Source organism: Bombilactobacillus mellifer, from assembly GCF_000970795.1.
GTDB classification, from domain to species: Bacteria; Bacillota; Bacilli; order Lactobacillales; family Lactobacillaceae; genus Bombilactobacillus; species Bombilactobacillus mellifer.
In genome coordinates this window covers 1,245,764-1,265,715 of sequence record NZ_KQ034028.1, presented here as the reverse complement: position 1 = coordinate 1,265,715, position 19,952 = coordinate 1,245,764, and the positions used below count along the sequence as shown (strand labels likewise).

Sequence of the window (19,952 nt, the reverse complement as noted above, 5' to 3'; positions counted from 1 at the left end):
TATTAATTTCAAATTAGAAAGTGAGTGGCATATTATGGCAAAAGTAAAAGTTAGTGATGTTGATTTTAATAATTTAGGATTTGAGTATATGGATCTGCCTTACCGATATCAGGCTTACTATCGTGATGGTGAGTGGCAAGATGCCGGCCTGGTCAGTGAAAGCACTATGCAAATGAATGAATGTGCAACGGCTTTGCATTATGGGCAAACGGACTTTGAAGGTCTCAAAGCCTACCGAACTAAGGAAGGCAATATCCAGCTTTTTCGCCCCGATCAAAATGCCCAGCGAATGCAACGGAGTTGTCGACGCTTGTTGATGCCAGAAGTGCCCACCGAAATGTTTGTTCAGGCGGTAAAGGATGTAGTTAAAGCAAATGCTGATTTTGTACCACCTTACGGCAATGGAGCTACATTGTATATTCGCCCAGTTATGATTGGCGTGGAGGGAGTAATTGGAGTCCATCCAGCCAGTGAATATCTTTTTAGAATTTTTGTAATGCCGGTTGGAAATTATTTTAAGGGTGGTTTGACACCGACTAATTTCACAACTTCAGAATATGATCGTGCTGCCCATAAAGGTACGGGGCAAAATAAAGTTGGTGGTAATTATGGTGCCAGCCTAATGCCTGGAGAAGAAGCTCATAAAAGAGGTTTTTCTGACTGTGTCTATTTGGACCCCATCAGCCATAAAAAAATTGAAGAAGTGGGCTCAGCAAACTTTTTTGGTATCACGAAAGATGACAAGTTTGTGACGCCGAAATCTCCTTCCATCTTACCAAGTATCACGAAATATTCACTACTTTATTTAGCCGAGCATGAATTAGGCATGCAAACTGAAGAAGGTGACGTCTACATTGACGATTTGGATCGATTTAAAGAAGCCGGAGCCTGCGGTACTGCAGCCGTAATTTCACCTATCGGTGGTCTGGAGCATAACGGGAAACTTCATGTCTTCTATAGTGAGACAGAAGTCGGGCCAGTTACGCGGAAATTGTATGATACGCTTTCGGGAATTCAATTTGGGGATCGCAAAGGCCCTGAAGGTTGGGTCGTTCCGGTAGAAGTTTAATTTGTAAAAGCAAATAGTATTTGAGTTATTTTCAGCGCTCTTTGGGAATTAGAAGTTATGTCTAATTCCAAAGAGTGCTTTTTTTATCTTCTAAAATATCAATCTAGTCCATTTAATCTCAGCCCAACGTTGCAGTTAGTGCGACAAGAGATTTGTATGCAGTTTCCAGACTTTTAATCCTAGTTGCTGCTAACGATAAGTGGCTGGAAAAGTCTAGCCAGAATCCTCAGCCAGGAAATTAGTTTGCTGACGTTGGCGCCAATGATAAAAACCAAGATTGTATTAACTTAGGCAAAAAAATGTTAGCTTTGTTTGTTTATCACAGAATAAATAAAGCTTAATCGCCACTGCTCACTTTATCAATTAAAAAATTTGTTTAAAACACATATTTTTCCGTTAAAAAAGGTATATTTTTGTGCTTTATCATAATTTTAAACTGATTTTCAGAAGTTATTTCATTACCAGAACAGACTAACTTGAAAATCAACACCAATTCTAACCTAAGCTTTAACTCAAGTATTTTGGCATATATTTTTCCTATAAGAGCGTAAGAATAAAAAATGTTTTCTGAAAAGAAATTATTTGCACATAAAAAATAAAGGGATTTAAGCAGATCAATTGATAAAAGAATAATAAAAAGTGTATAATTTACTACTGAATGATATTTGATGATAATCAAAAAACATTTTTCGAAATTATACAATATATTCAAAACGTATGAGGATGATTTTCGAATGTGTTTATGATTCATTTTCAAGGAGTTTCCTAATGCACAAAAATAAATTTAATTTAGTTCAAAAAGCGTTACTCGCTACGATGTTCTTAGTGTGTGGTTGGTTCTATTTTTGTAATACTAGTTACGCGGTGAATTTTCACGATTTGATTGCAACTAAAAAAATTTTACAACGGGGTTCTGACGACCTGTGGCGTCAGGGTGACTTTGATGGAGATGGCCTTAATGAGCAAAGCTATGCTAATGTCCTTCCCAAGTGGCCATTTTTAGATAGTAACTTAGAAAATGACCTAGCAAATCAAGCGGACAAAGATGCCGTGGCCACTTATGCTAAAGTCATGAAAACTCCTGTGTTGACTACTGATGAGAATATTCCTGTCATCCCGCGCGAATATAATGATTTAAGTTTTATGATCCCGAAAGACTATAATAACTATAAGCCTGCTGAAGGCCAAGAAGCCCGCTATACTAATTTAGAAAATTTATGGACATCTAGCTCTGTTAACGTGTGGGCAGGCGGCAGTATCAATGGCTTTATAATAAAAGATCATAGTAAGCCGGCTTCTTTTGTAGTGAAAAAAGTTACTTACGCTAACGGTAATTGGATTGATTTATTATATACGATAAAGTTAAGCGGCGATGGTAGAAACAATTGGTCTGGCTATAAAAATACCACCGGTAATTTTCGTGCCTCGTATGATGTTGGTATCGGATTAGGGGCACAGAATAGTCCCGATCCCAGTGACTGGCTCAAAGTTTCCACTAATGCGGCTGGAGTTCGGAATAATTCTCAGGCTTCTTCAAAGTGGGATGTTAACATTAAATTTTTATATGACACAGATGTGCAAGGTTGTAAGGGCGATAATGATAAGGTTAGTCAGTTAGAACCCGTAAAGTTAAACGGAACGTATCAAGCTTTTAATGTTAATCAAAGAAAAGGTTTTGCCTTTGATAAAAATGATCTGACTCCGATTAATCGAAATGGCACCATTTTACCCCGAATCTGGGCTTTTAATGATCAATCCAAGGGCAATACAAAGGTCAAGGGGCATTTAGATTCCAATGGCCGCAGTTTTGATTTAATGGGAACGGATATTGATAACTCGGGAACGCGCAATGATCTAGCTTTTATGTATTTATTTGATAACGGCCAGGTTAATTGGGTTAACTATTCAACAGCTAATACCACTGCGGCAATGTATGTGAATACCAGCAATCGCCCTGTGACACGGGCAGAATTACCGTTTCTCAATGTAGAAGGCACAACAACTAAGCAAGACAATAAAGGACAATACCAAATTTTTGATTCTTCAGGCGGCGTAGTCACTGCAGGTAGTCAAGAATTATTCACTAATGCGACTGCACAGTTTCAATTATTGCAGAAATTCCCCGTTCAACCAACGGGTTTTGCCCCCACAGTATTTAAAGTAAAGAATTTTACAGTTCCTAAGTATGCCACGATCAGTTTGCCCAAAGATGCAACTAAGGCTCCTTACACGATTGCGATTAATTCATTGAATGCCAAAGATATTGATCAGTTGATTAATAACACTGGCTCCCAAAACCCCCAAACTTTAAAAGAGCAGCCGGCGGATGCGACTTCCGCACAGCACGCTTACGATTATGAGTTAAATACCACTAAGTTGTTAGGCCCTCAATTTGACGGTTTTGCTGATCTTTTTATTCGCGCAGATTTAAATTTTCAAATAGATTGGGGAGCCAAACAAACCCCGACTTCCGCTAATTCACCTTATCAGTGGGAAAAAGATGTGGTCACTCAGAAGGGTGTGAAATTTGTCAAAGTTAAGGCATCGGGTATTTCCTCTAATATTTATCGTGGTGATCCTAAGGATTCTACAGTAGAAAACTTTGGCACGAAAACACCACAGGATACCACTTCGCCAGGTTTAGAACAAATTTCCTATGTGCAAGTGCCGGAAAAAACTTATCAATTTGCCTATAAGGACAAAGATTCCAAGACCATCACCCCAAAAGACAGTACATTAACGCAACCGCTGCAACAGGTGATCTCTTCTAGTCAAACCGCGGATGCTTCTAGTCATGCACCCAATCATCTCCTTGATGCAGCTGATAAAGATTATTTATATGATCACGCAACGATTACTACACTAGATAGTAATGGCACGCCAGTGGGAGCAGAAAAAGCGATTACGGCCACAGAATTAGCTGCGCTGCCCTTGAAATACGATCAAGATTATAAATATAAAATCACCTTATACTATAACGGCACTATTAGTCGGGCGACGTTCCATTATTGGGATGCCTCTATTAATAAAACAGATCCCGCAGCTTACGTCGGTACTAGTGCAGCCAGTTTGCCGGATGAATTATTTACTTTAGCAGGAGATAATTATACTTTAGGCAGTATTGATCAACCTCTACAAGAAAATTTACCGGCCCGAACCAAATTAGTTGACGCCTCTTTGTCCAATACCGATAGCCCCATTCCAAATGCTCCGGCTCCTAGTCTAATGGCCTCTGGGCATAAATACTTAGGTTATTATTTAATGGTGAATGGAACTTCCACTTTCCATCCGTATGATCCGAATGCTGATGCCAGTCACAATAACGCTCAAGTCATAGGTAATTATCAAAAAACCAATCAGGTGATTGTTTTTGTCTATGCTTCGAAGTATGGGATGACATTAACTCCAGATAAATCATTAGCCTTTAATTCCCAGTATTCCTTTAATTTACAAACTACTAATAAATCCGAATTCCAACTCAAAATCGAAGATGATTTTCTTTATCAAGATCAACAACTGCAATGGCCCACGCGCCATTGGAAAGTGACCGCGCAAATCACTAACTTTAAAACGGCAAGTCAAAAAGCCCTGCCACAAGGCACCACTGTGGCTTTTGCCAAACCTAATTTAACAAAATATACTGGACTTGGGAACGGGGATACCATTACTGCCGCTTTGAATCAGGCCACTTTAACAACAACCGATACACAAGGGAATACGGATAATGTGGAATTATTAAACGTTGCCAATTTGAAGGATCAACCCAATAGCTCCGCCACGGTAACTACCAAGTCGGAATCCGCTGTTTTATCTTGGAAACCGGATCAAATTTCTTTAAAAATTCCTGATGCCAATAATGTAGTAGGGCAATACACCGGGACAATGACCTGGACGCTGTCCAATACCCCGTAATCGGATTCAAAAATTGCTTATCTCTGCTTCCAAACAGCAAAGGGTAGTTGACGATTTAATTTACTCCAAATTTTTCTAAAATGGGTACAATAGAAGTAAATTTGATCCGAGGTTTAATGAGTGTGATATGGCAGAAGTATCAAGCCCGTCATGGTCATCTGACGCGGCAACAGCAACGACGTATTTTTCAAATTATGATTATTTTCATCGGTCTGATTCTTGTGATTTTAGGTTTGAGTTTCAATTTTCTGCGTAATACCACCCGGCCGTCTAGTCGCCAATATCCAGTGTTAGGTGTCAGTATTAGTGATACGGATGGCTATCAAGATTTTCATTTATTACAGCAGCATGGGGTACAATTTGTTTATTTAAAAGCAACCCAAGGTGCAGATTATTTCAGTGATCGTTTTTTGGATAATTATTGGCGAATTCAAGGAGCCCAGTTAGCGGTAGGTTGTTATCACTATTTTAGTTTTAGCAGTTCGGCAGTGGCGCAGTACAATAATTTTGTGGGGAATGTTGGGGCGCGGATTGGTAATTTACCGATTGTCTTGCAGATTAATAATTATACTGATCAACGACCGAGTTGGACACAAATTAATCGGCGAGCAAAAAAATTACAATACTTATTAATGCGTCATTATCATCGCACGGTAATTTTACAAGTCGATCCTAGGGATAGGGCCTTACTTCAGAATCAATCCGGAGGCTGGTTAAATTGCGGCCCCCGCCCTGTGCATAATTTACAACTTGATTTTTGGCAATATGATACTCGAGGGAAGATTCCCAGCTTAGCCTCCACGAATCGTTATCATTTATCAGTTTTTAATGGTAGTCAAGCCGACTTTAATAATTTTATTGGACAATCAGGAACTCATTAGCGGACTCTTGGATAAAGAATTGGATTGTTCCCCGAGTCGGTTTTGCAGCTTGGATTTTGAAACCGGGTGTCAAAGTTGAAACCTTATTTTTAGTAGTCATTGATTGCTAAAAATTGCTCGACTTTGCAGGCTGCTTCTTGCTACAATGGAAACTGATTTAGTGTTTTAATGAAGTTAAAAAAGAGGATTTTATGGAAATACCCCAACAGTTTGCTGCCTATTTTGCGCAGCATCATTTTCACCATTTAACGCCGATTCAGGCTCAGACGTATAACCCCCTGATGCAAGGCCAATCTGTTTTAGGACTGGCCCCTACCGGATCGGGGAAAACGTTAGCTTTTGGAATGCCGCTGATTACTCAAGTGCAGCCCCAGCAAGGTCTGCAAAAATTGATTTTAGAGCCGACACAAGAATTGGCCATCCAAACACGAAATGTTTTACGTTCACTGGCCCCAGAATTAAATATTTATGGGGTCATTGGGGGAGCTAATCGACAACGCCAGATTGAAAAACTAAAAACCAAACCGGAAATTGTGGTGGGGACTTTAGGCCGAGTGCACGATTTAGTGACCCAGCGGAAATTAAAATTAGCCAAATTACAAACCATTGTGGTGGACGAAGCGGATTTAATGGTCAGCGATAAATTACCTGAGCTTCGCCAATTATTACAACGAACTCCAGCAGGCGTGCAGTTAGTATTTTTTTCGGCAACGAGTACACCACAATTTCAAAAATTATCACAATTATTTCATCAACAATTTGTTATTGTTGATCAAAGTCAAGATTCTTTTTCCCGTCAGGGGTTACAGCATTATTTTGTGCTGACGGATGAGAACCATAAAATTCAGTTATTAAAACAACTAGCACACCGCAAATCTGCCCGCATCTTAGTTTTTTGTGCGTCGGGTAAAGCGTTGCATCGTTTAGCGGCAACCTTGCGCTATCAAAAGCTCTATTTTATGGTGTTAGATACGAGCGATCCTAAACGGCGGCGCGAAGAAGCCATTCGTACTTTTGAGCAAAAACAAGCTTCCATTTTATTGACCACAGATGTCGCTGCCCGCGGCATGGATTTGCCGGCAATTACGACGGTTGTGAATTGGCAAAATCCTGCAAATCTTACACAATATATTCATCGCAGCGGTCGTACTGGGCGAATGGGACACGACGGTGAAGTAGTCACGCTAGGTAATCAACATGACTGGCGTCAATTGCAACATCTTTTACAGGCTAGCACCATTAGGGCGCGCAAAGTTCAATTACAGAACGGAAAATTTAGTGGGCCACGCACTACACGTCATCCTTAGTCGCTAGGGTGTTGGCACAAGAAGGATTGACCGCTCGGACTTTACAGTGACTGTAATTCGTGGGAAAATCAATTGGTGAAGATTATTTCGATCTCGTCTTGGTCTCGTGGCTCAGCTGGATAGAGCAACTGCCTCCTAAGCAGTAGGTCATCGGTTCGAATCCGATCGAGATCATTTTGAGCCCCTAATATAATGGGGCTTTTTATAATTTTTTTATCTATGTCGCAAAAAATTAACAAAAATAATGGTAATTATAAGAAGAGCACCAAAGAAAAGAATCGAGTAAGCATAGTGGCGCCGGCACAGTTGATAACCAGCTAAAACGAGCGCAAAACCGCTGGCAAATAATAAAATGCCACTAATGATGAGCTGCAACATAATAACCTTCCTTAACATTTAGCAATGGAGTTTATATCGTTATGAAAAAAATTAAAGTCATGACTATTTTTGGAACACGTCCGGAAGCCATTAAAATGGCGCCCCTGATATTGAAATTACAACAACAGGCGGAATTTTTTCAAACTCTCACAGTAGTGACTGCTCAACATCGCCAGATGTTGGATTCTGTTTTAGAATTGTTTGGCATTCAACCCGATTATGATTTAAATATTATGCAACCCCAACAAACTTTAAGTAGTATTACCAGCAAAGTACTATTGGATTTGGAAAAAGTAATAGTCGAGCAAACTCCTGATATAATTTTAGTGCATGGAGATACGACAACTACATTGGCCGCGGCATTGGCAGCTTTCTATCATCAGATTGCGATCGGACACGTTGAAGCCGGTTTACGGACTTGGAATAAATATTCACCTTGGCCTGAAGAAATGAATCGGCAAATGACCGACGATTTAACTGATCTTTATTTTGCGCCTACAACCCAAAGTAAAATGAATTTATTGCAGGAAAATCATCCGGCTAAACAAATTTTCATTACTGGCAATACCGCGATTGATGCTTTAGAGCAAACCGTGCAAAGTGATTATCACCATCAAGTGTTGGATTTAATTGATCCGGCTAAAAGAGTTATTTTAGTAACCATGCATCGCCGGGAAAATCAGGGTGCACCTATGAAGCGAGTCTTTCAAGCAATGCTGTCAGTGCTACAAAGTCATCCTGATGTAGAAATCATTTATCCGGTGCATTTAAACCCTAAAGTGCAGCAAATGGCACAAGCAGTCTTAGGTAACCAGGAACGGATTCATTTAATTGAACCCCTGGATGTCGTTGATTTTCATAACTTAGCAGCCCGTTCTTACTTTATTATGAGTGACTCGGGAGGGGTCCAAGAAGAAGCTCCAGCTTTAGGAAAACCGGTTTTGGTGTTGCGTGATACCACGGAGCGCCCGGAAGGTATCGCTGCAGGGACTTTAAAATTAGTGGGAACGGATCCGCAAAAGGTAAAAACCGCCATGTGCCAATTGTTAGATGATCCGCAGGCTTACCAAGCGATGGCGCAAGCTAAAAATCCCTACGGCGACGGTCAAGCCAGTGCGCGCATCTGTCAAATTCTTCGGTATTATTTCGGGCAGTTAACCCACCGACCATCGGAATTTCAAAATTAAATTTGTAACTTGCTACTTTGAGTGGCAAGTTTTTTTAGTTGTACTTTTTTTAGGGGGCGTTTGCCGCCGATGCTCCATTCGCCGCAGTAAAGGCCCATTTTCATGCAGAAAAATAGCCCGGGTCGACAAATAATTCACAATTCCCACAATTAATTGATCACCGGTTTTGACAATTAAATTAGACCAACGTAACCAATTAACACCCAGCCACATTAAAACATTATCCAACAATAAAGCCACGATCCGTTGGGATAGAAATAAAATAATTTCTTTTATAAACCGCCAGCCATGATGGCCGCTGGCCTTAAAGACCACGGCTTTATTAGCAAAAAAAGAGAATAAATTAGCCAACAGCCACGCGATAGTATTAGCCCATAACATCGTTAAGTGCCAGTGATTATGAAAGAGATTGAAACTAACAATGTTTATAAGTGAAGCGAGGAAGCCAAAGATACTATAAATCAAAAATTCGTGATATTTATGCAAGAGCCTCATTGGTTTAATCTTTCTTCTGGAAATGATTAATAATAGTTTGCGCAAATTGATCTAAGCGGGCGATATCCTCCTGATCAGGAGCTAATTCCACTTTAACACTGGGTGCCCCCATAGTTGCTCCCGTGGTCTGGAAAGCTTGTTCAAAATTATCCACAGCGAGTGCAAAATCTTGATAAAAAGTGTCGCCGGAACCACAAACACCGAATGTTTTACCCGTGAGGTTGGTTTCAAGCAAATCATGATAAAAGTCTAGACCCTCATCGGGAATATGACCTTCTAAGCCGTCAGAATAAGTGTAACTGACAACTATACAAATGTCAGCTTGTTGAAAGTCTTGAACATCAGTTTGGGAGATTTCCGACATTTCAACTTGCATGCCGGCATTTTCAAAATCTTCACTTAAAATATCAGCCATATCTTCATCATTGCCTGTCATACTGGCGTATACAATTTTTACTTTTGTCAACCAACTAACCCCATTTATTTTTAATGGTCCCTATTATAGCAAAATGTTGGGAATAAAGGGGAAGTTGTTTTACCTTGGTCCGCAGTGAGCTATAATGTTGACAGAATAATAAGAGAGGATGATTGTTTGATTACTTTAAAATCGGCTCGCGAAATTGAAGGTATGCGTAAATCAGGTGCTCTATTAGCACAAACACATTTAGGTTTAAGTAAATTAATTAAGCCAGGTGTTTCAGGCATGGAAATTGAAAATTTCGCGGATCATTTCATTACCTCACATGGTGGCCGACCTTCGGAAAAGGGCTTTGAAGGGTACCAATTTGCGACTTGTGTCTGTGTTAATGATGAAGTGGCGCATGCGGAACCGCGCAAAGATATTATTTTAAAAAATGGTGATATAGTCAGTGTGGACATGACCATTGAATTGGATGGTTATCAAAGTGATTCATGCTGGACTTATGCGGTGGGAGAGATTACACCGGAAAAGCAGCATTTAATGGCTGTGACCAAAAAAGCGTTATATTTAGGTATTGATCAAGCTCGAGTAGGCAATCGTTTAGGAGACATTGGCTATGCCATCCAACATTACACGGAAGATATTGAGGGCATGGGCGATGTACGGGATTTGATTGGCCATGGAATTCAACCGAGCATGCATGAAGCACCTAATGTGCCGCACTATGGTGAACCCGGCAAGGGCTTACGGCTCAAAGAAGGAATGACCATTACAATTGAACCCATGATTACTTTAGGAACTTGGGAAATTAAAAGTAAATTTGCCCCGGATGATTGGGAATATTTTGTAACAGCCGATGGCAGCAATTGTGCACAATATGAACATACTATTGCAATTACTGCTGATGGTCCGAAAATTTTAACTTCACAAGACGCGGAATTTGACAAAAATTATTTATAGCGAGTGCCTATGACAGACTTTAAACCGACCCGACCACAACCATTAGTTTCTTCTTCGAATAAATGGACCACGAAAGTGGTCTTATTTGTTCAGCTTGTTTTACAAAAGATTAAAAATGGTAATCTCAGCCTCTCTTCTAAAGCCATTGTTTATTATGGAATTCTGTCCTTTTTTCCTTTAATCTCATTGATTGGCAGTGTCATCCCTTGGCTGCATTTGGATGTCAAAGCGGTATTGGGTTATTTAGAAACGATTATTCCCACTCAATTACAGCCGCTCATTCAACCACTGATCGTTAAGTTATTAACTCGGTCTAATGGGGGATTATTGTCTTTTGGGATTCTTGGAACGTTGTGGTCCAGTTCGGGAGTGGTTAACATTCTCAAGCAAAGCGTAAATGATGTTTATGGTCTGAATAAGCAAACGCTTTATGTCAAAACTTCATGGGTGAATGCCCTCATTACCCGCTTCACAGCGATTATTCTTACGGCAGCTTTTATTTTGTTAACGATTAGCGGTATGGTAATTTTTATTGCGGGTCAGCAAATTTTGTTGTGGCTCCAGCCTTATGTGTCTTGGGGTCCCGAGATTATTCAAGAATTTATTCGCTGGAAATGGCCAGTTTCCTTAACCATGTTGTTTTTATTAATGTCATTAGCATATTTGCTCTTATCGAGTTCACATAGTCCCTTACGTTATGTTTGGCCGGGGGCATTATTGTCGACAATGGTCTTTTTGATTTTAGCCCAAGTTTTTAGCTTATATTTGAAGTATTTTGGATATCGATGGAATTCCTATGGGACTTTGGGCACTTTTTTTATCTTAATTATTTGGTTAAATTTAGTAGGCAATGTTTTTATGATTGGAGCCGCCTTAAATGCTGCCGTGTTGGAAGCATGGACTGGTAGTATTCAGCATTCAGCACGATTTCATCGATTTTTAAATAAGCGAAGCCAATCGGGAAGTTAAATTGCTTATGCTATAATATGTATGTTCATTTTTTATTAAATAATCTTAATTGGAATGGAGATTGTAAGTATGGAACGGGTAAGAAAAGCCGTTATTCCCGCGGCCGGTTTAGGAACACGTTTTTTGCCAGTCACAAAAGCCATGGCTAAAGAAATGCTCCCGATAGTTGATAAACCAACAATTCAATTTATTGTCGAGGAAGCCAAAGCTTCCGGGATTGAAGATATTTTAATTATTACCGGTAAAGGCAAACGACCGATTGAGGACCATTTTGATTCAGCACCTGAGCTGGAACAAAATTTAAAAGCAAAACATAAAGATAAGTTATTAGATTTAGTACACAATATTACTAAAATTGGCATTAATTTATATTTTACGCGCCAGCCGTATCCCAAAGGGTTAGGTGATGCTGTCAGGATTGCCAAGTCTTTTGTAGCTGATGAACCTTTTGTAGTGATGCTGGGCGATGATTTAATGCGCGATCAGGTTCCTTTGACTAAACAACTTATCGATGATTATAATCAGACTCACGCTTCTACTTTGGCAGTAATGCAAGTTCCCAAAGAAGATGTTTCCAAATATGGAGTTATTGCGCCCGATGGTCAGGCGAGTCCCGGATTGTATCGGGTCAATAATTTTGTAGAAAAACCCGCAGCAGCACAAGCACCTAGCAATTTAGCGATTATTGGCCGCTATTTACTTACACCGGATATTTTTGACATCTTAGCAACGCAAAAACCGGGAGCCGGTAATGAAGTTCAACTAACGGATGCCATTGACCGGTTAAATAAGACCCAACGTGTGTTTGCACGGGAATTTAAAGGTAAACGCTATGATGTCGGGAATAAGTTTGGCTATATGCAAACGAGTATTGAATATGGCTTAACACATCCGGAAATTAAAGATGATTTACGGCGTTATATCATTCAACTAGGTCAACAGTTGGCCCAAGAAGAAACCAAAAAATAATCATTTCAAATAAACTTGACGTCCAGCTAAACGGATTCCAAAAATTAGCTGGCGTTTTTTTGTGTGCGTAACAGCCACTAAAGTTTGAGGATCCGCTTGTTGGAGTAAAACAATTACTTCCCAAACTTTATAGGTTTTTAATCGATGCCGTTGCAAACGCAACTCAATTATGTGGGTTGAATTCGTAGTAACAGATGCTATACTGAAGATTCCCCATAATTCGTGTTCGCCATCTTCAAAATAGATTGGAGTGTTGGCGCGTAAATCTTGAAGCAACGCAATTAAAGTAGCCGCATTCATTAAGGGCCTCGTTTATTGATTCAATTAAGTAGGAGTGATGCAAAATTTTAGATCCAAATGACATTGTTATTGTAGCAGCTAATCGCACCCCCGTGGGTAAATTTTTTGGTGGATTACAAAAGGAAACCAGCAGTAGTTTAGCTACTAAATTATTGCAAAAAATGTTGACCGCTTATTCGCTGGATCCTAGCCAGATTGATCAAGTGATCTTGGGGAATGTCCTTACCGCAGGTGCTGGACAAAATGTCGCCCGCCAAGTTCAATTACAGGCTCATTTGCCAGTCACTGGGACGGCTTTAACTATTAATCAAGTTTGCGGTTCCAGTTTGAAGGCCTTACGTTTGGCACAAAGTACTTTGTTGTTACAGGATGCCCAAGTAGTAGTAGCTGGAGGTACGGAAAGTATGACACAGGCGCCAGGGTTGGTGCGCCGTAAGAATAAAAAAGAGTTTGATTTGTCGGAAATTCAAGATGACATTGTAGTTGATGGTTTAACCGATGCGTCTAGTCAACAACTGATGGGAGTCACTGCTGAAAATTTAGTTACTAAGTATCAACTAACCCGCCAGCAGCAGGACGAATTTGCGTTAGCTTCTCATCAAAAAGCTGCAGTGGCTGCCCAGCAAGGCAACTTTGCCGCAGAGATCATCCCTGTGAATGACCTAATTCAAGATGAGACGGTTCGTCCCCAAACCAATCTCACAAGTTTAGCGCAATTGCCACCGGTGTTTTTAAAGCACGGTAGTGTAACCGCTGGGAATGCCTCACCATATAGTGATGCGGCCGCGCTTTTAGTGTTGACTACTGCTGAAAATGCCCAAGCCTATCATTGGCCAATGTTAGCCCGATTAGTCGCTTTTCAAGAAGTAGGTTACGCTCCGGAATTGATGGGGTATGCCCCCGTAGTAGCTATTCAAAAATTATTACAGCGGCAGCATCAGACAATAGCCGATATTGATTTATTTGAAGTGAATGAAGCGTTTGCGGCCCAAGCATTAGTGGTTCAGCAGGAGTTACAAATTCCTACCAGAAAATATAATATCAGTGGCGGCGCGCTGGCTTTGGGACATGCTTTGGGGGCTTCCGGAGCGCGCATCATGACAACTTTAGTGCATAATTTACAACGCTTGCATTTACGCCGCGGTTTAGCAGCATTATGTGTAGGGGGCGGACAAGGACTCGCCCTAGAAATCGAGTGTTTAAGATGACTAAGTTTTATGAATTGAGCACGGAACAACGTTTACAACAGTTAGAAGAACAGGGCATATTGACAGCCTCAGAAAAAGCTTTGTTTCGGGACAATACGGCGTTACCAACAACGATTGCTAGTCGCTTAGTGGAAAATCAAATTGGCACTTTTCCGCTCCCTTTAGGGTTAGCTAATCATTTTTTGATTGATGGACATCAATATTTAGTGCCGATGGCTATAGAAGAACCCTCAGTCATTGCAGCCGCCAGTAATGCGGCTCAACGCGTAGCACGCAGCGGAGGATTTACCACGCAGGTACAGCGGCAAGGAATTCGAGCACAAATTGTGTTTGTGGGTCAACTAGGGCAACCTCAAAAATTTTTGAAAGCCCAGCAAAGGGCGCTAAAGCAAGTTGCTTTGCAGGCGCATCCTTCTTTAATCGCTCATGGCGGTGGTTTGCGCCAAATCACAGTCCAACAACAAGAAGAATTTGTAGAATTTCAGTTATTGATAGATCCCGGTGAAGCCATGGGAGCCAATGTGGTTAATACCATAGCTGAAGCTGTGGGTCATTATTTACAAATCCAACTGCCACAATTAGAGTATTTAATGGCTATTCTATCTAATCATGCTCCGGAACAAAAGGTACAAGCGGTAGCCGAAGTGCAATTTGAACAACTACAAACTTCTAATTTGAGCGGGGAAGTCGTAGCCCGTAAAATTGTGCAAGCTAGTAAATTAGCCCACATTTCATTAGCACGGGCGGCCACGCATAATAAGGGCATCATGAACGGTGTCCAGGCAGTGGTGTTAGCGACGGGAAACGATACACGCAATGTAGCTGCTAGTGTGTATGCAGGATTGAATGATCAGCATCGCAGTCTGAGTTCTTGGCACTTGACGCCTAAAGGTTTGCGCGGAGTTTTGAACTTAAATTTACCGCTTGGTAGTGTTGGCGGAGCGATCTCTACTTTGCCGCTGGCGCAAATTAATTTAAAAATTTTACAACACCCTTCAGCAGCACAGTTGATGCGAATTATTGCCAGTGTGGGTTTAGCTTCAAATCTTGCGGCTTTACGTGCGTTAGTGACCCAGGGAATTCAAGCAGGACATATGAATTTGCAGTTACAAAGTTTGGCTTTGATGGCTGGAGCACGTACTTCCGAAATTGATCTGATTGTCAAACAACTACGGCAACAGCCCCAGCAAGCTAATTTGGCTCAAGCCAAGGCGTTAATTACCAAGTTACGCCAGCAATCTCAAGGAGGAATTGAGTAATGAATATTGGCATTGATAAGATGGATTTTTACACTCCTGCCCAATATTTAGATTTAGTAGATTTAGCTCAGGCACGAAAGACAGATCCCAATAAATATTTAATCGGCATCGGGCAACGGCAAATGGCGATCCCTAGTCTAGATCAAGATGCGGTCGTTTTAGCGGCTAATGCTGCCGAAAAAATTCTCTCGACAGCTGATCGGCAGCAAATCGGTTTATTGATCGTGGCCACGGAAAGTGGAGTAGATCAGTCCAAAGCAGCGGCTTTATTCGTGCAGCAATTATTGCAGTTGTCGCCTTATTTGCGGGCCATTGAATTGAAAGAAGCTTGCTATGGGGGGACGGCTGGATTGCAACTGGCCCGGGATTTTGTAGCGCAGCACCCTCAACAAAAAGCACTGGTCTTAGCCAGTGACATTGCACGTTATGGCTTACAGACCAGCGGTGAAGTAACACAAGGCGCGGGAGCAGTAGCTCTTTTAGTGAGCGCCAATCCCCGCATTTTAGCAATCGCTCCGGATTCAGTTTATCAAAGTCAAAATGTCAATGACTTTTGGCGACCTAATTATTCGCAAGAGGCGATGGCCCGTGGTAAGTTCTCCGAAGAAGTTTATTTAAAAATGTTTCAGAACTTGTGGACTCAAGCCCAAGCGCAAAAGTTATGGCAACCGGCAGATTTACAGGCGTTGTTATGCCATTTACCATTTTCGAAAATGGGACTGAAAGCCGTGCGCTCTTTGCAAGGACAACTAGCCAGTGTCGATTACGAACGCTTAATGCGGCGTTTTCAAGCGAGTGTGCAATATGGTCAAGTCGTTGGCAATATTTATACCGGTTCATTATATTTAAGTTTAATTTCTTTATTGGATCATGATACCAGCTTACAAGCAGGTGACCAATTGGCCTGTTATAGCTATGGTTCAGGCGCTGTCGCAGAATTATTTACCGGAACTTTAGTGGCTGGGTTTCAAGAGCAACTACATCCGCATAGTCATCAAAAAATGTTAGCACAACGGCAACGGTTAACGATTGCGGAATATGAAGCAGAATTTCAACAACAACTAGTTACTGATGGTTCCGCACAAGAATTAACCCAAAGTGATCCGACAGCGCCACATTATTTAACCAAAGTTGAGGCGCACCAGCGCTTTTATGTCTAAAGCTGAATTTAAAACAACAATTTCTCACTGACTAGTAAATTAATTGCTGAGTTTATTCTTTGAAGAAATTTACAAGAATAAATTATTTAAAATATTTATTCTTTTTTCGATCCGAAACAGGATATGCGAGGAGCCGCTAAAGCTTCGCGTCACAACAAAAACAAGTTGATTTTATTCTGAATTAATTGAGCTTTTGAGGAATAAACAATAGTTGCAAACGTTTGCACAAAATGCTATTATAAAGACGTGGAAAGATGATATACCTTCCTGCAACTGCAAGGTTAGAAGCATGAGTGAAAAGCTTCTTTAATTAAGGTTATTGATTCAAAGCGGATAAATAATAGTAGTTTTATGTTTCGACATAGAACTCAAGAAATTATCACGATAACAATTTTTTTGACATTTGGATGTTCCTGCATAGCAGACATCAAGATTTATGAATAATACATGGCGTTAAAGTGATGATTTCATTATATTAAGGTGTAGTGTTACTGTTAGGATGGCAGTTGCCAATCATCTCCACTTTAAAAGTCACGTCGCATGCGGCGTGACTTTTTATTTTTGTAGTAGCTGATGAGCTGATATGATATTGGGCTTATTCAAAGTTTCTATTGGACTGTTTGGAAGAGCGACGTCGTTTGAGCAAGGTTACGGATTCCACGTGGGGTGTTTGCGGGAACATATCCACTGGTTGGATGGTTTGAATATGATAAACCTGACTGAGTGTGCGAAGATCACGTGCCCATGTAGAGGGGTTACAAGAAAGATAAATAATTTTTGACAAGTGGGATTGATTTAAAAATTGCAAAAATTCCGGCTCTAACCCGGTACGTGGTGGATCGACAATCACCGCCGATGGTTGTAACCCACGTTGTAACCATTGCGGATATAATTGGGCAGTACGCCCGCATTCGTAATGGGCATTGGTCAAATGGTTCAATTCGGCATTAGCATTGGCATCACGGACAGCGGCGGAAGAGATTTCAGAGCCAATGACGGTTTGAACTTGTGCAGCCAAGCTGAGCCCAATGGTTCCCACCCCCGCATAAGCATCAACTATAGTGTCCGTTGGTCGTGGATTTAACATTTGCTGAACGACTTGGTATAATTTCTCTGTTTGCGTTAGATTTAATTGGAAAAAGGCTGCCGGCGATAATTGGAATTGGATCTTGCCGATAGTCTCTATCAGATGAGACTGACCCCACAAAATTTTAGTATCGGTTCCCCAAATTAAACTGGTAGTACCAGGATTAAAATTTTGGGCAATGGAAATTACCTCTGGAATTTTTTGATGGATCGCGGCAATTAAAGCCCGCTTTTGGGGCAGTTTCCATGAGTTCGTAATAAAGGTTAATTGTGCTTGGTTAGTAGAGGGATTTTCCCGTACGACCAAGGTTTTTAAAATTCCAGAATTAGACTCCGGCTGATAAATGGGTAAATTAAACGATTGAATCAAGGGAACAAGCCGTTGTAAAATACTCAAAGTTAATGAACCTTGGGTAGGCATTTCTAAGCAGTCCACGATCGTGTGGCTGCCAGGTTTAAATAAGCCACAGATTAATTTCCCGTTAACTATTCGAATCGGAAATTGGGCTTTATTACGATAATGCCAAGGGTCATTCATGCCGATAGTGGGTTGAATGTGATATTTTTGCCAACCGCGTGGGCGGAAATGACGTAAGGCTTCGTGCAACATAGCTTGTTTATAGCTTAATTGTTGTGGATATAGTAGATGTGCTAGTTCTAATCCTCCTACTTGTTTGGCCAAGACAGACGGTTGAAGGTTGCGATGGGGGCTGGTTTTTTTCAGTTTAATTAACCGTCCGCGCAAATAATTAGGCGCGATATGGGTAATTTCAATTGTCGCAATTTCACCTGGTAAAACTTGGGGTACAAAAATTACGTGGTTTCGCCAATAACCAATGCCTTCACCATTAATACCCATTTTTTTGATAGTTAAAGTCAGACTTTGACCTATTTTTAAGTGCCATTGAGATGTTTTCAAGTTGGTTGGTTTCCTTTTTCATTAAATCAATTGTTTTGAGTATAACACAAGGAGTTTATCATGCCGTTGATCACTAAAATTAGTACCCAAAAACGTCCTGGTCGTTATAATATTTTTTTAGATAATCATTATGCGTTTTCAGTGAGCGAATCGATTTTAACACGGTACATGTTAGTTAAGGGTACAAAGTTAGATAAGCTGGCAGTCCAACAAATTCAAGATGCTGAACAAACTGACCAAGTCTATCAAAAAGCGCTCAATTATTTGGGTTATCAACCCCGCAGCCGGGCCGAATTAAAGCAACATTTAGTAGAACAAAATTATTCTGAAGCTGTGATCGAATCAACCATCAAACGGTTGCAAGCTTTGCATTATGTCGATGATTTAAGCTATGCTCAAGCAGTAGTCCGTACAGCTGTGAAGACCACTTTGGATGGTCCTCAAAAAATTGCCCGTAAATTACATCAAAGACAAGTTGAATCGGCTACCATCCACCAAGCTTTGCAATTATTTCCGCGCTCATTGCAGCTGGATAATGCTACAAAGTTGGCTCAAAAAGTCAAACAGCAAGCACATAATCAAACTTTACAACGGACACGTTTGAAAGCTCAACAACGCTTATTGGCGCGGGGTTATTCGCCAGAGGTAATTGACCAAGTATTAGCTAATTGTAATTGGCAATCTGATCCGGAAGCGGAGAGTGCTTTATTAACTCAAGTAGGAACTAAGCTGTGGTCCCGTTATCAACAACAATCTCAAGCACGTTCTAAATTGTATGCTGCTTTACGGCGCCGGGGGTTTACCCATGAGGCCATTTGCACTTTTTTAGAAAATTTAGATTAATTAGTATTATCCAAGCAGCAGCTTTGCTATAATTTGAAGTGAGTAAGTCATACTCTGGAAAGCTGGGTGGCTATGCAACTTCCAAAAGAAGGTGACTATATAGCAATCCAGAGTTATAAGCATGATGGCCATTTACATCGTACTTGGCGAGATACTATGGTTTTAAAAACAAGTGAAAATGAAGTAATTGGTTGTAATGACCATACTTTGGTGACGGAAGCTGATCACCGACGCTGGGTGACTCGCGAACCAGCGTTAGTTTATTTCCACCGGCATTACTGGTTCAATATTGTTACAATGTTACGGGAAAATGGGCCGTCGTATTATTGTAATTTAGCGACGCCTTTTGTCTTAGACCAGGAAGCGTTAAAATATATTGATTATGATCTCGATGTTAAAGTTTTTCCCAATGGCGAAAAACGTTTATTAGATGTTGATGAATATGCGTTACATGCCCACTTATGGCATTATTCGCAGCAAATTGACGACATCTTAAAATATAGTACCGAAACCTTAATTGAATGGATTGATCAGCATAAGGGACCTTTTTCACAAGGATATGTAGAGCTTTGGTATCAACGGTATCAGGAACTTTTACATCATGTTTAATGGATTAGCTAGTCAAAAAG

Annotated in this window: 17 protein-coding genes and 1 tRNA gene; 14 read left to right on the top strand and 4 right to left on the bottom strand. The window is 40.7% G+C overall.

Features of this window, described 5'->3' with window-relative positions; translation table 11 throughout:
* Positions 1-34: 34 nt before the first annotated feature.
* From JG30_RS06060 to wecB, 6 genes are all read left to right on the top strand, one after another.
* Positions 35-1,069: a branched-chain amino acid aminotransferase gene (locus JG30_RS06060; protein WP_046317020.1), complete on the top strand. Its 1,035-nt coding sequence runs from the start codon at positions 35-37 to the stop codon at positions 1,067-1,069.
* A gap of 768 nt (positions 1,070-1,837) precedes the next feature.
* On the top strand, positions 1,838-4,981 hold the full coding sequence (locus tag JG30_RS06050; protein WP_046317016.1) for a WxL domain-containing protein: 3,144 nt from the start codon (positions 1,838-1,840) through the stop codon (positions 4,979-4,981).
* A gap of 116 nt (positions 4,982-5,097) precedes the next feature.
* Complete coding sequence (locus JG30_RS06045; protein ID WP_052725239.1) at positions 5,098-5,862, top strand: GH25 family lysozyme; 765 nt, start codon at positions 5,098-5,100, stop codon at positions 5,860-5,862.
* A gap of 191 nt (positions 5,863-6,053) precedes the next feature.
* Entirely contained in the window at positions 6,054-7,169 is a 1,116-nt protein-coding gene (locus JG30_RS06040) for a DEAD/DEAH box helicase (RefSeq protein WP_052725237.1), read from the top strand.
* Between the two features lie 100 nt (positions 7,170-7,269).
* Positions 7,270-7,343, top strand: a tRNA-Arg gene (locus JG30_RS06035).
* Positions 7,344-7,588: 245 nt separating this feature from the next.
* Positions 7,589-8,734 carry a non-hydrolyzing UDP-N-acetylglucosamine 2-epimerase gene (gene wecB / locus JG30_RS06030; protein ID WP_046317014.1) on the top strand — a complete coding sequence of 382 codons (1,146 nt, stop codon included), beginning with the start codon at positions 7,589-7,591 and terminating at the stop codon, positions 8,732-8,734.
* Between the two features lie 12 nt (positions 8,735-8,746).
* Here the strand turns inward: wecB and JG30_RS06025 are convergent, their stop codons facing one another.
* Together JG30_RS06025 and JG30_RS06020 are read right to left on the bottom strand one after the other, a co-directional pair.
* Positions 8,747-9,220: a GtrA family protein gene (locus JG30_RS06025; RefSeq protein WP_052725235.1), complete on the bottom strand. Its 474-nt coding sequence runs from the start codon at positions 9,218-9,220 to the stop codon at positions 8,747-8,749.
* Positions 9,221-9,233: 13 nt separating this feature from the next.
* Positions 9,234-9,695, bottom strand: a complete 462-nt coding sequence (locus tag JG30_RS06020; RefSeq protein WP_046317010.1) for a flavodoxin — start codon at positions 9,693-9,695, stop codon at positions 9,234-9,236.
* A 126-nt stretch (positions 9,696-9,821) separates the two neighbouring features.
* Here JG30_RS06020 and map point away from each other — a divergent pair, with 126 nt between their 5' ends.
* The 3 genes from map (at position 9,822) to galU (ending at position 12,548) form a co-directional block, all read left to right on the top strand.
* A complete protein-coding gene (map, locus tag JG30_RS06015; RefSeq protein ID WP_046317008.1) occupies positions 9,822-10,610 on the top strand; it encodes a type I methionyl aminopeptidase in 789 nt (262 codons plus the stop codon).
* Positions 10,611-10,619: 9 nt separating this feature from the next.
* Positions 10,620-11,579, top strand: coding sequence for a YihY/virulence factor BrkB family protein (locus tag JG30_RS06010; protein ID WP_046317007.1), 960 nt, complete (start codon positions 10,620-10,622; stop codon positions 11,577-11,579).
* 69 nt (positions 11,580-11,648) lie between these two features.
* Entirely contained in the window at positions 11,649-12,548 is a 900-nt protein-coding gene (galU, locus tag JG30_RS06005; RefSeq protein ID WP_046317005.1) for a UTP--glucose-1-phosphate uridylyltransferase GalU, read from the top strand.
* Here galU and JG30_RS06000 read toward each other — a convergent pair whose 3' ends face one another.
* Positions 12,549-12,848: a hypothetical protein gene (locus JG30_RS06000; RefSeq protein ID WP_046317003.1), complete on the bottom strand. Its 300-nt coding sequence runs from the start codon at positions 12,846-12,848 to the stop codon at positions 12,549-12,551.
* A 44-nt stretch (positions 12,849-12,892) separates the two neighbouring features.
* Here JG30_RS06000 and JG30_RS05995 point away from each other — a divergent pair, with 44 nt between their 5' ends.
* The 3 genes from JG30_RS05995 to JG30_RS05985 are packed head-to-tail and all read left to right on the top strand — an operon-like array spanning position 12,893 to position 16,475.
* Positions 12,893-14,056 (top strand): thiolase family protein, encoded by a 1,164-nt coding sequence (locus JG30_RS05995; RefSeq protein ID WP_046317001.1) that lies wholly within the window; start codon positions 12,893-12,895, stop codon positions 14,054-14,056.
* A complete protein-coding gene (locus JG30_RS05990; protein WP_046316999.1) occupies positions 14,053-15,315 on the top strand; it encodes a hydroxymethylglutaryl-CoA reductase, degradative in 1,263 nt (420 codons plus the stop codon). Before JG30_RS05995 ends, JG30_RS05990 begins: the two co-directional genes overlap by 4 nt.
* Positions 15,315-16,475: a hydroxymethylglutaryl-CoA synthase gene (locus JG30_RS05985; RefSeq protein WP_046316997.1), complete on the top strand. Its 1,161-nt coding sequence runs from the start codon at positions 15,315-15,317 to the stop codon at positions 16,473-16,475. Before JG30_RS05990 ends, JG30_RS05985 begins: the two co-directional genes overlap by 1 nt.
* A gap of 595 nt (positions 16,476-17,070) precedes the next feature.
* Here JG30_RS05985 and rlmD read toward each other — a convergent pair.
* Complete coding sequence (rlmD, locus tag JG30_RS05980) at positions 17,071-18,480, bottom strand: 23S rRNA (uracil(1939)-C(5))-methyltransferase RlmD (protein WP_046316996.1); 1,410 nt, start codon at positions 18,478-18,480, stop codon at positions 17,071-17,073.
* A 60-nt stretch (positions 18,481-18,540) separates the two neighbouring features.
* Here rlmD and JG30_RS05975 point away from each other — a divergent pair, with 60 nt between their 5' ends.
* Both JG30_RS05975 and JG30_RS05970 read left to right on the top strand, forming a co-directional pair.
* The gene (locus tag JG30_RS05975; protein ID WP_046316995.1) at positions 18,541-19,323 is read left to right on the top strand and encodes a RecX family transcriptional regulator; all 783 of its coding nucleotides are present in this window, start codon (positions 18,541-18,543) and stop codon (positions 19,321-19,323) included.
* Between the two features lie 72 nt (positions 19,324-19,395).
* A complete protein-coding gene (locus JG30_RS05970) occupies positions 19,396-19,932 on the top strand; it encodes a DUF402 domain-containing protein (protein ID WP_046316993.1) in 537 nt (178 codons plus the stop codon).
* The last annotated feature ends 20 nt before the right edge of the window (positions 19,933-19,952 follow it).

Coding starts and splice junctions, on each gene's coding strand:
- JG30_RS06000 (WP_046317003.1), bottom strand. CDS start 12,848: ATGAATGCGGCTACTTTAATTGCGTTGCTTCAAGATTTACGCGCCAAC.
- JG30_RS05990 (WP_046316999.1), top strand. CDS start 14,053: ATGACTAAGTTTTATGAATTGAGCACGGAACAACGTTTACAACAGTTA.
- JG30_RS06060 (WP_046317020.1), top strand. CDS start 35: ATGGCAAAAGTAAAAGTTAGTGATGTTGATTTTAATAATTTAGGATTT.
- JG30_RS06050 (WP_046317016.1), top strand. CDS start 1,838: ATGCACAAAAATAAATTTAATTTAGTTCAAAAAGCGTTACTCGCTACG.
- JG30_RS06040 (WP_052725237.1), top strand. CDS start 6,054: ATGGAAATACCCCAACAGTTTGCTGCCTATTTTGCGCAGCATCATTTT.
- JG30_RS05970 (WP_046316993.1), top strand. CDS start 19,396: ATGCAACTTCCAAAAGAAGGTGACTATATAGCAATCCAGAGTTATAAG.
- wecB (WP_046317014.1), top strand. CDS start 7,589: ATGAAAAAAATTAAAGTCATGACTATTTTTGGAACACGTCCGGAAGCC.
- galU (WP_046317005.1), top strand. CDS start 11,649: ATGGAACGGGTAAGAAAAGCCGTTATTCCCGCGGCCGGTTTAGGAACA.
- JG30_RS06010 (WP_046317007.1), top strand. CDS start 10,620: ATGACAGACTTTAAACCGACCCGACCACAACCATTAGTTTCTTCTTCG.
- JG30_RS05985 (WP_046316997.1), top strand. CDS start 15,315: ATGAATATTGGCATTGATAAGATGGATTTTTACACTCCTGCCCAATAT.
- JG30_RS06045 (WP_052725239.1), top strand. CDS start 5,098: ATGAGTGTGATATGGCAGAAGTATCAAGCCCGTCATGGTCATCTGACG.
- JG30_RS05975 (WP_046316995.1), top strand. CDS start 18,541: ATGCCGTTGATCACTAAAATTAGTACCCAAAAACGTCCTGGTCGTTAT.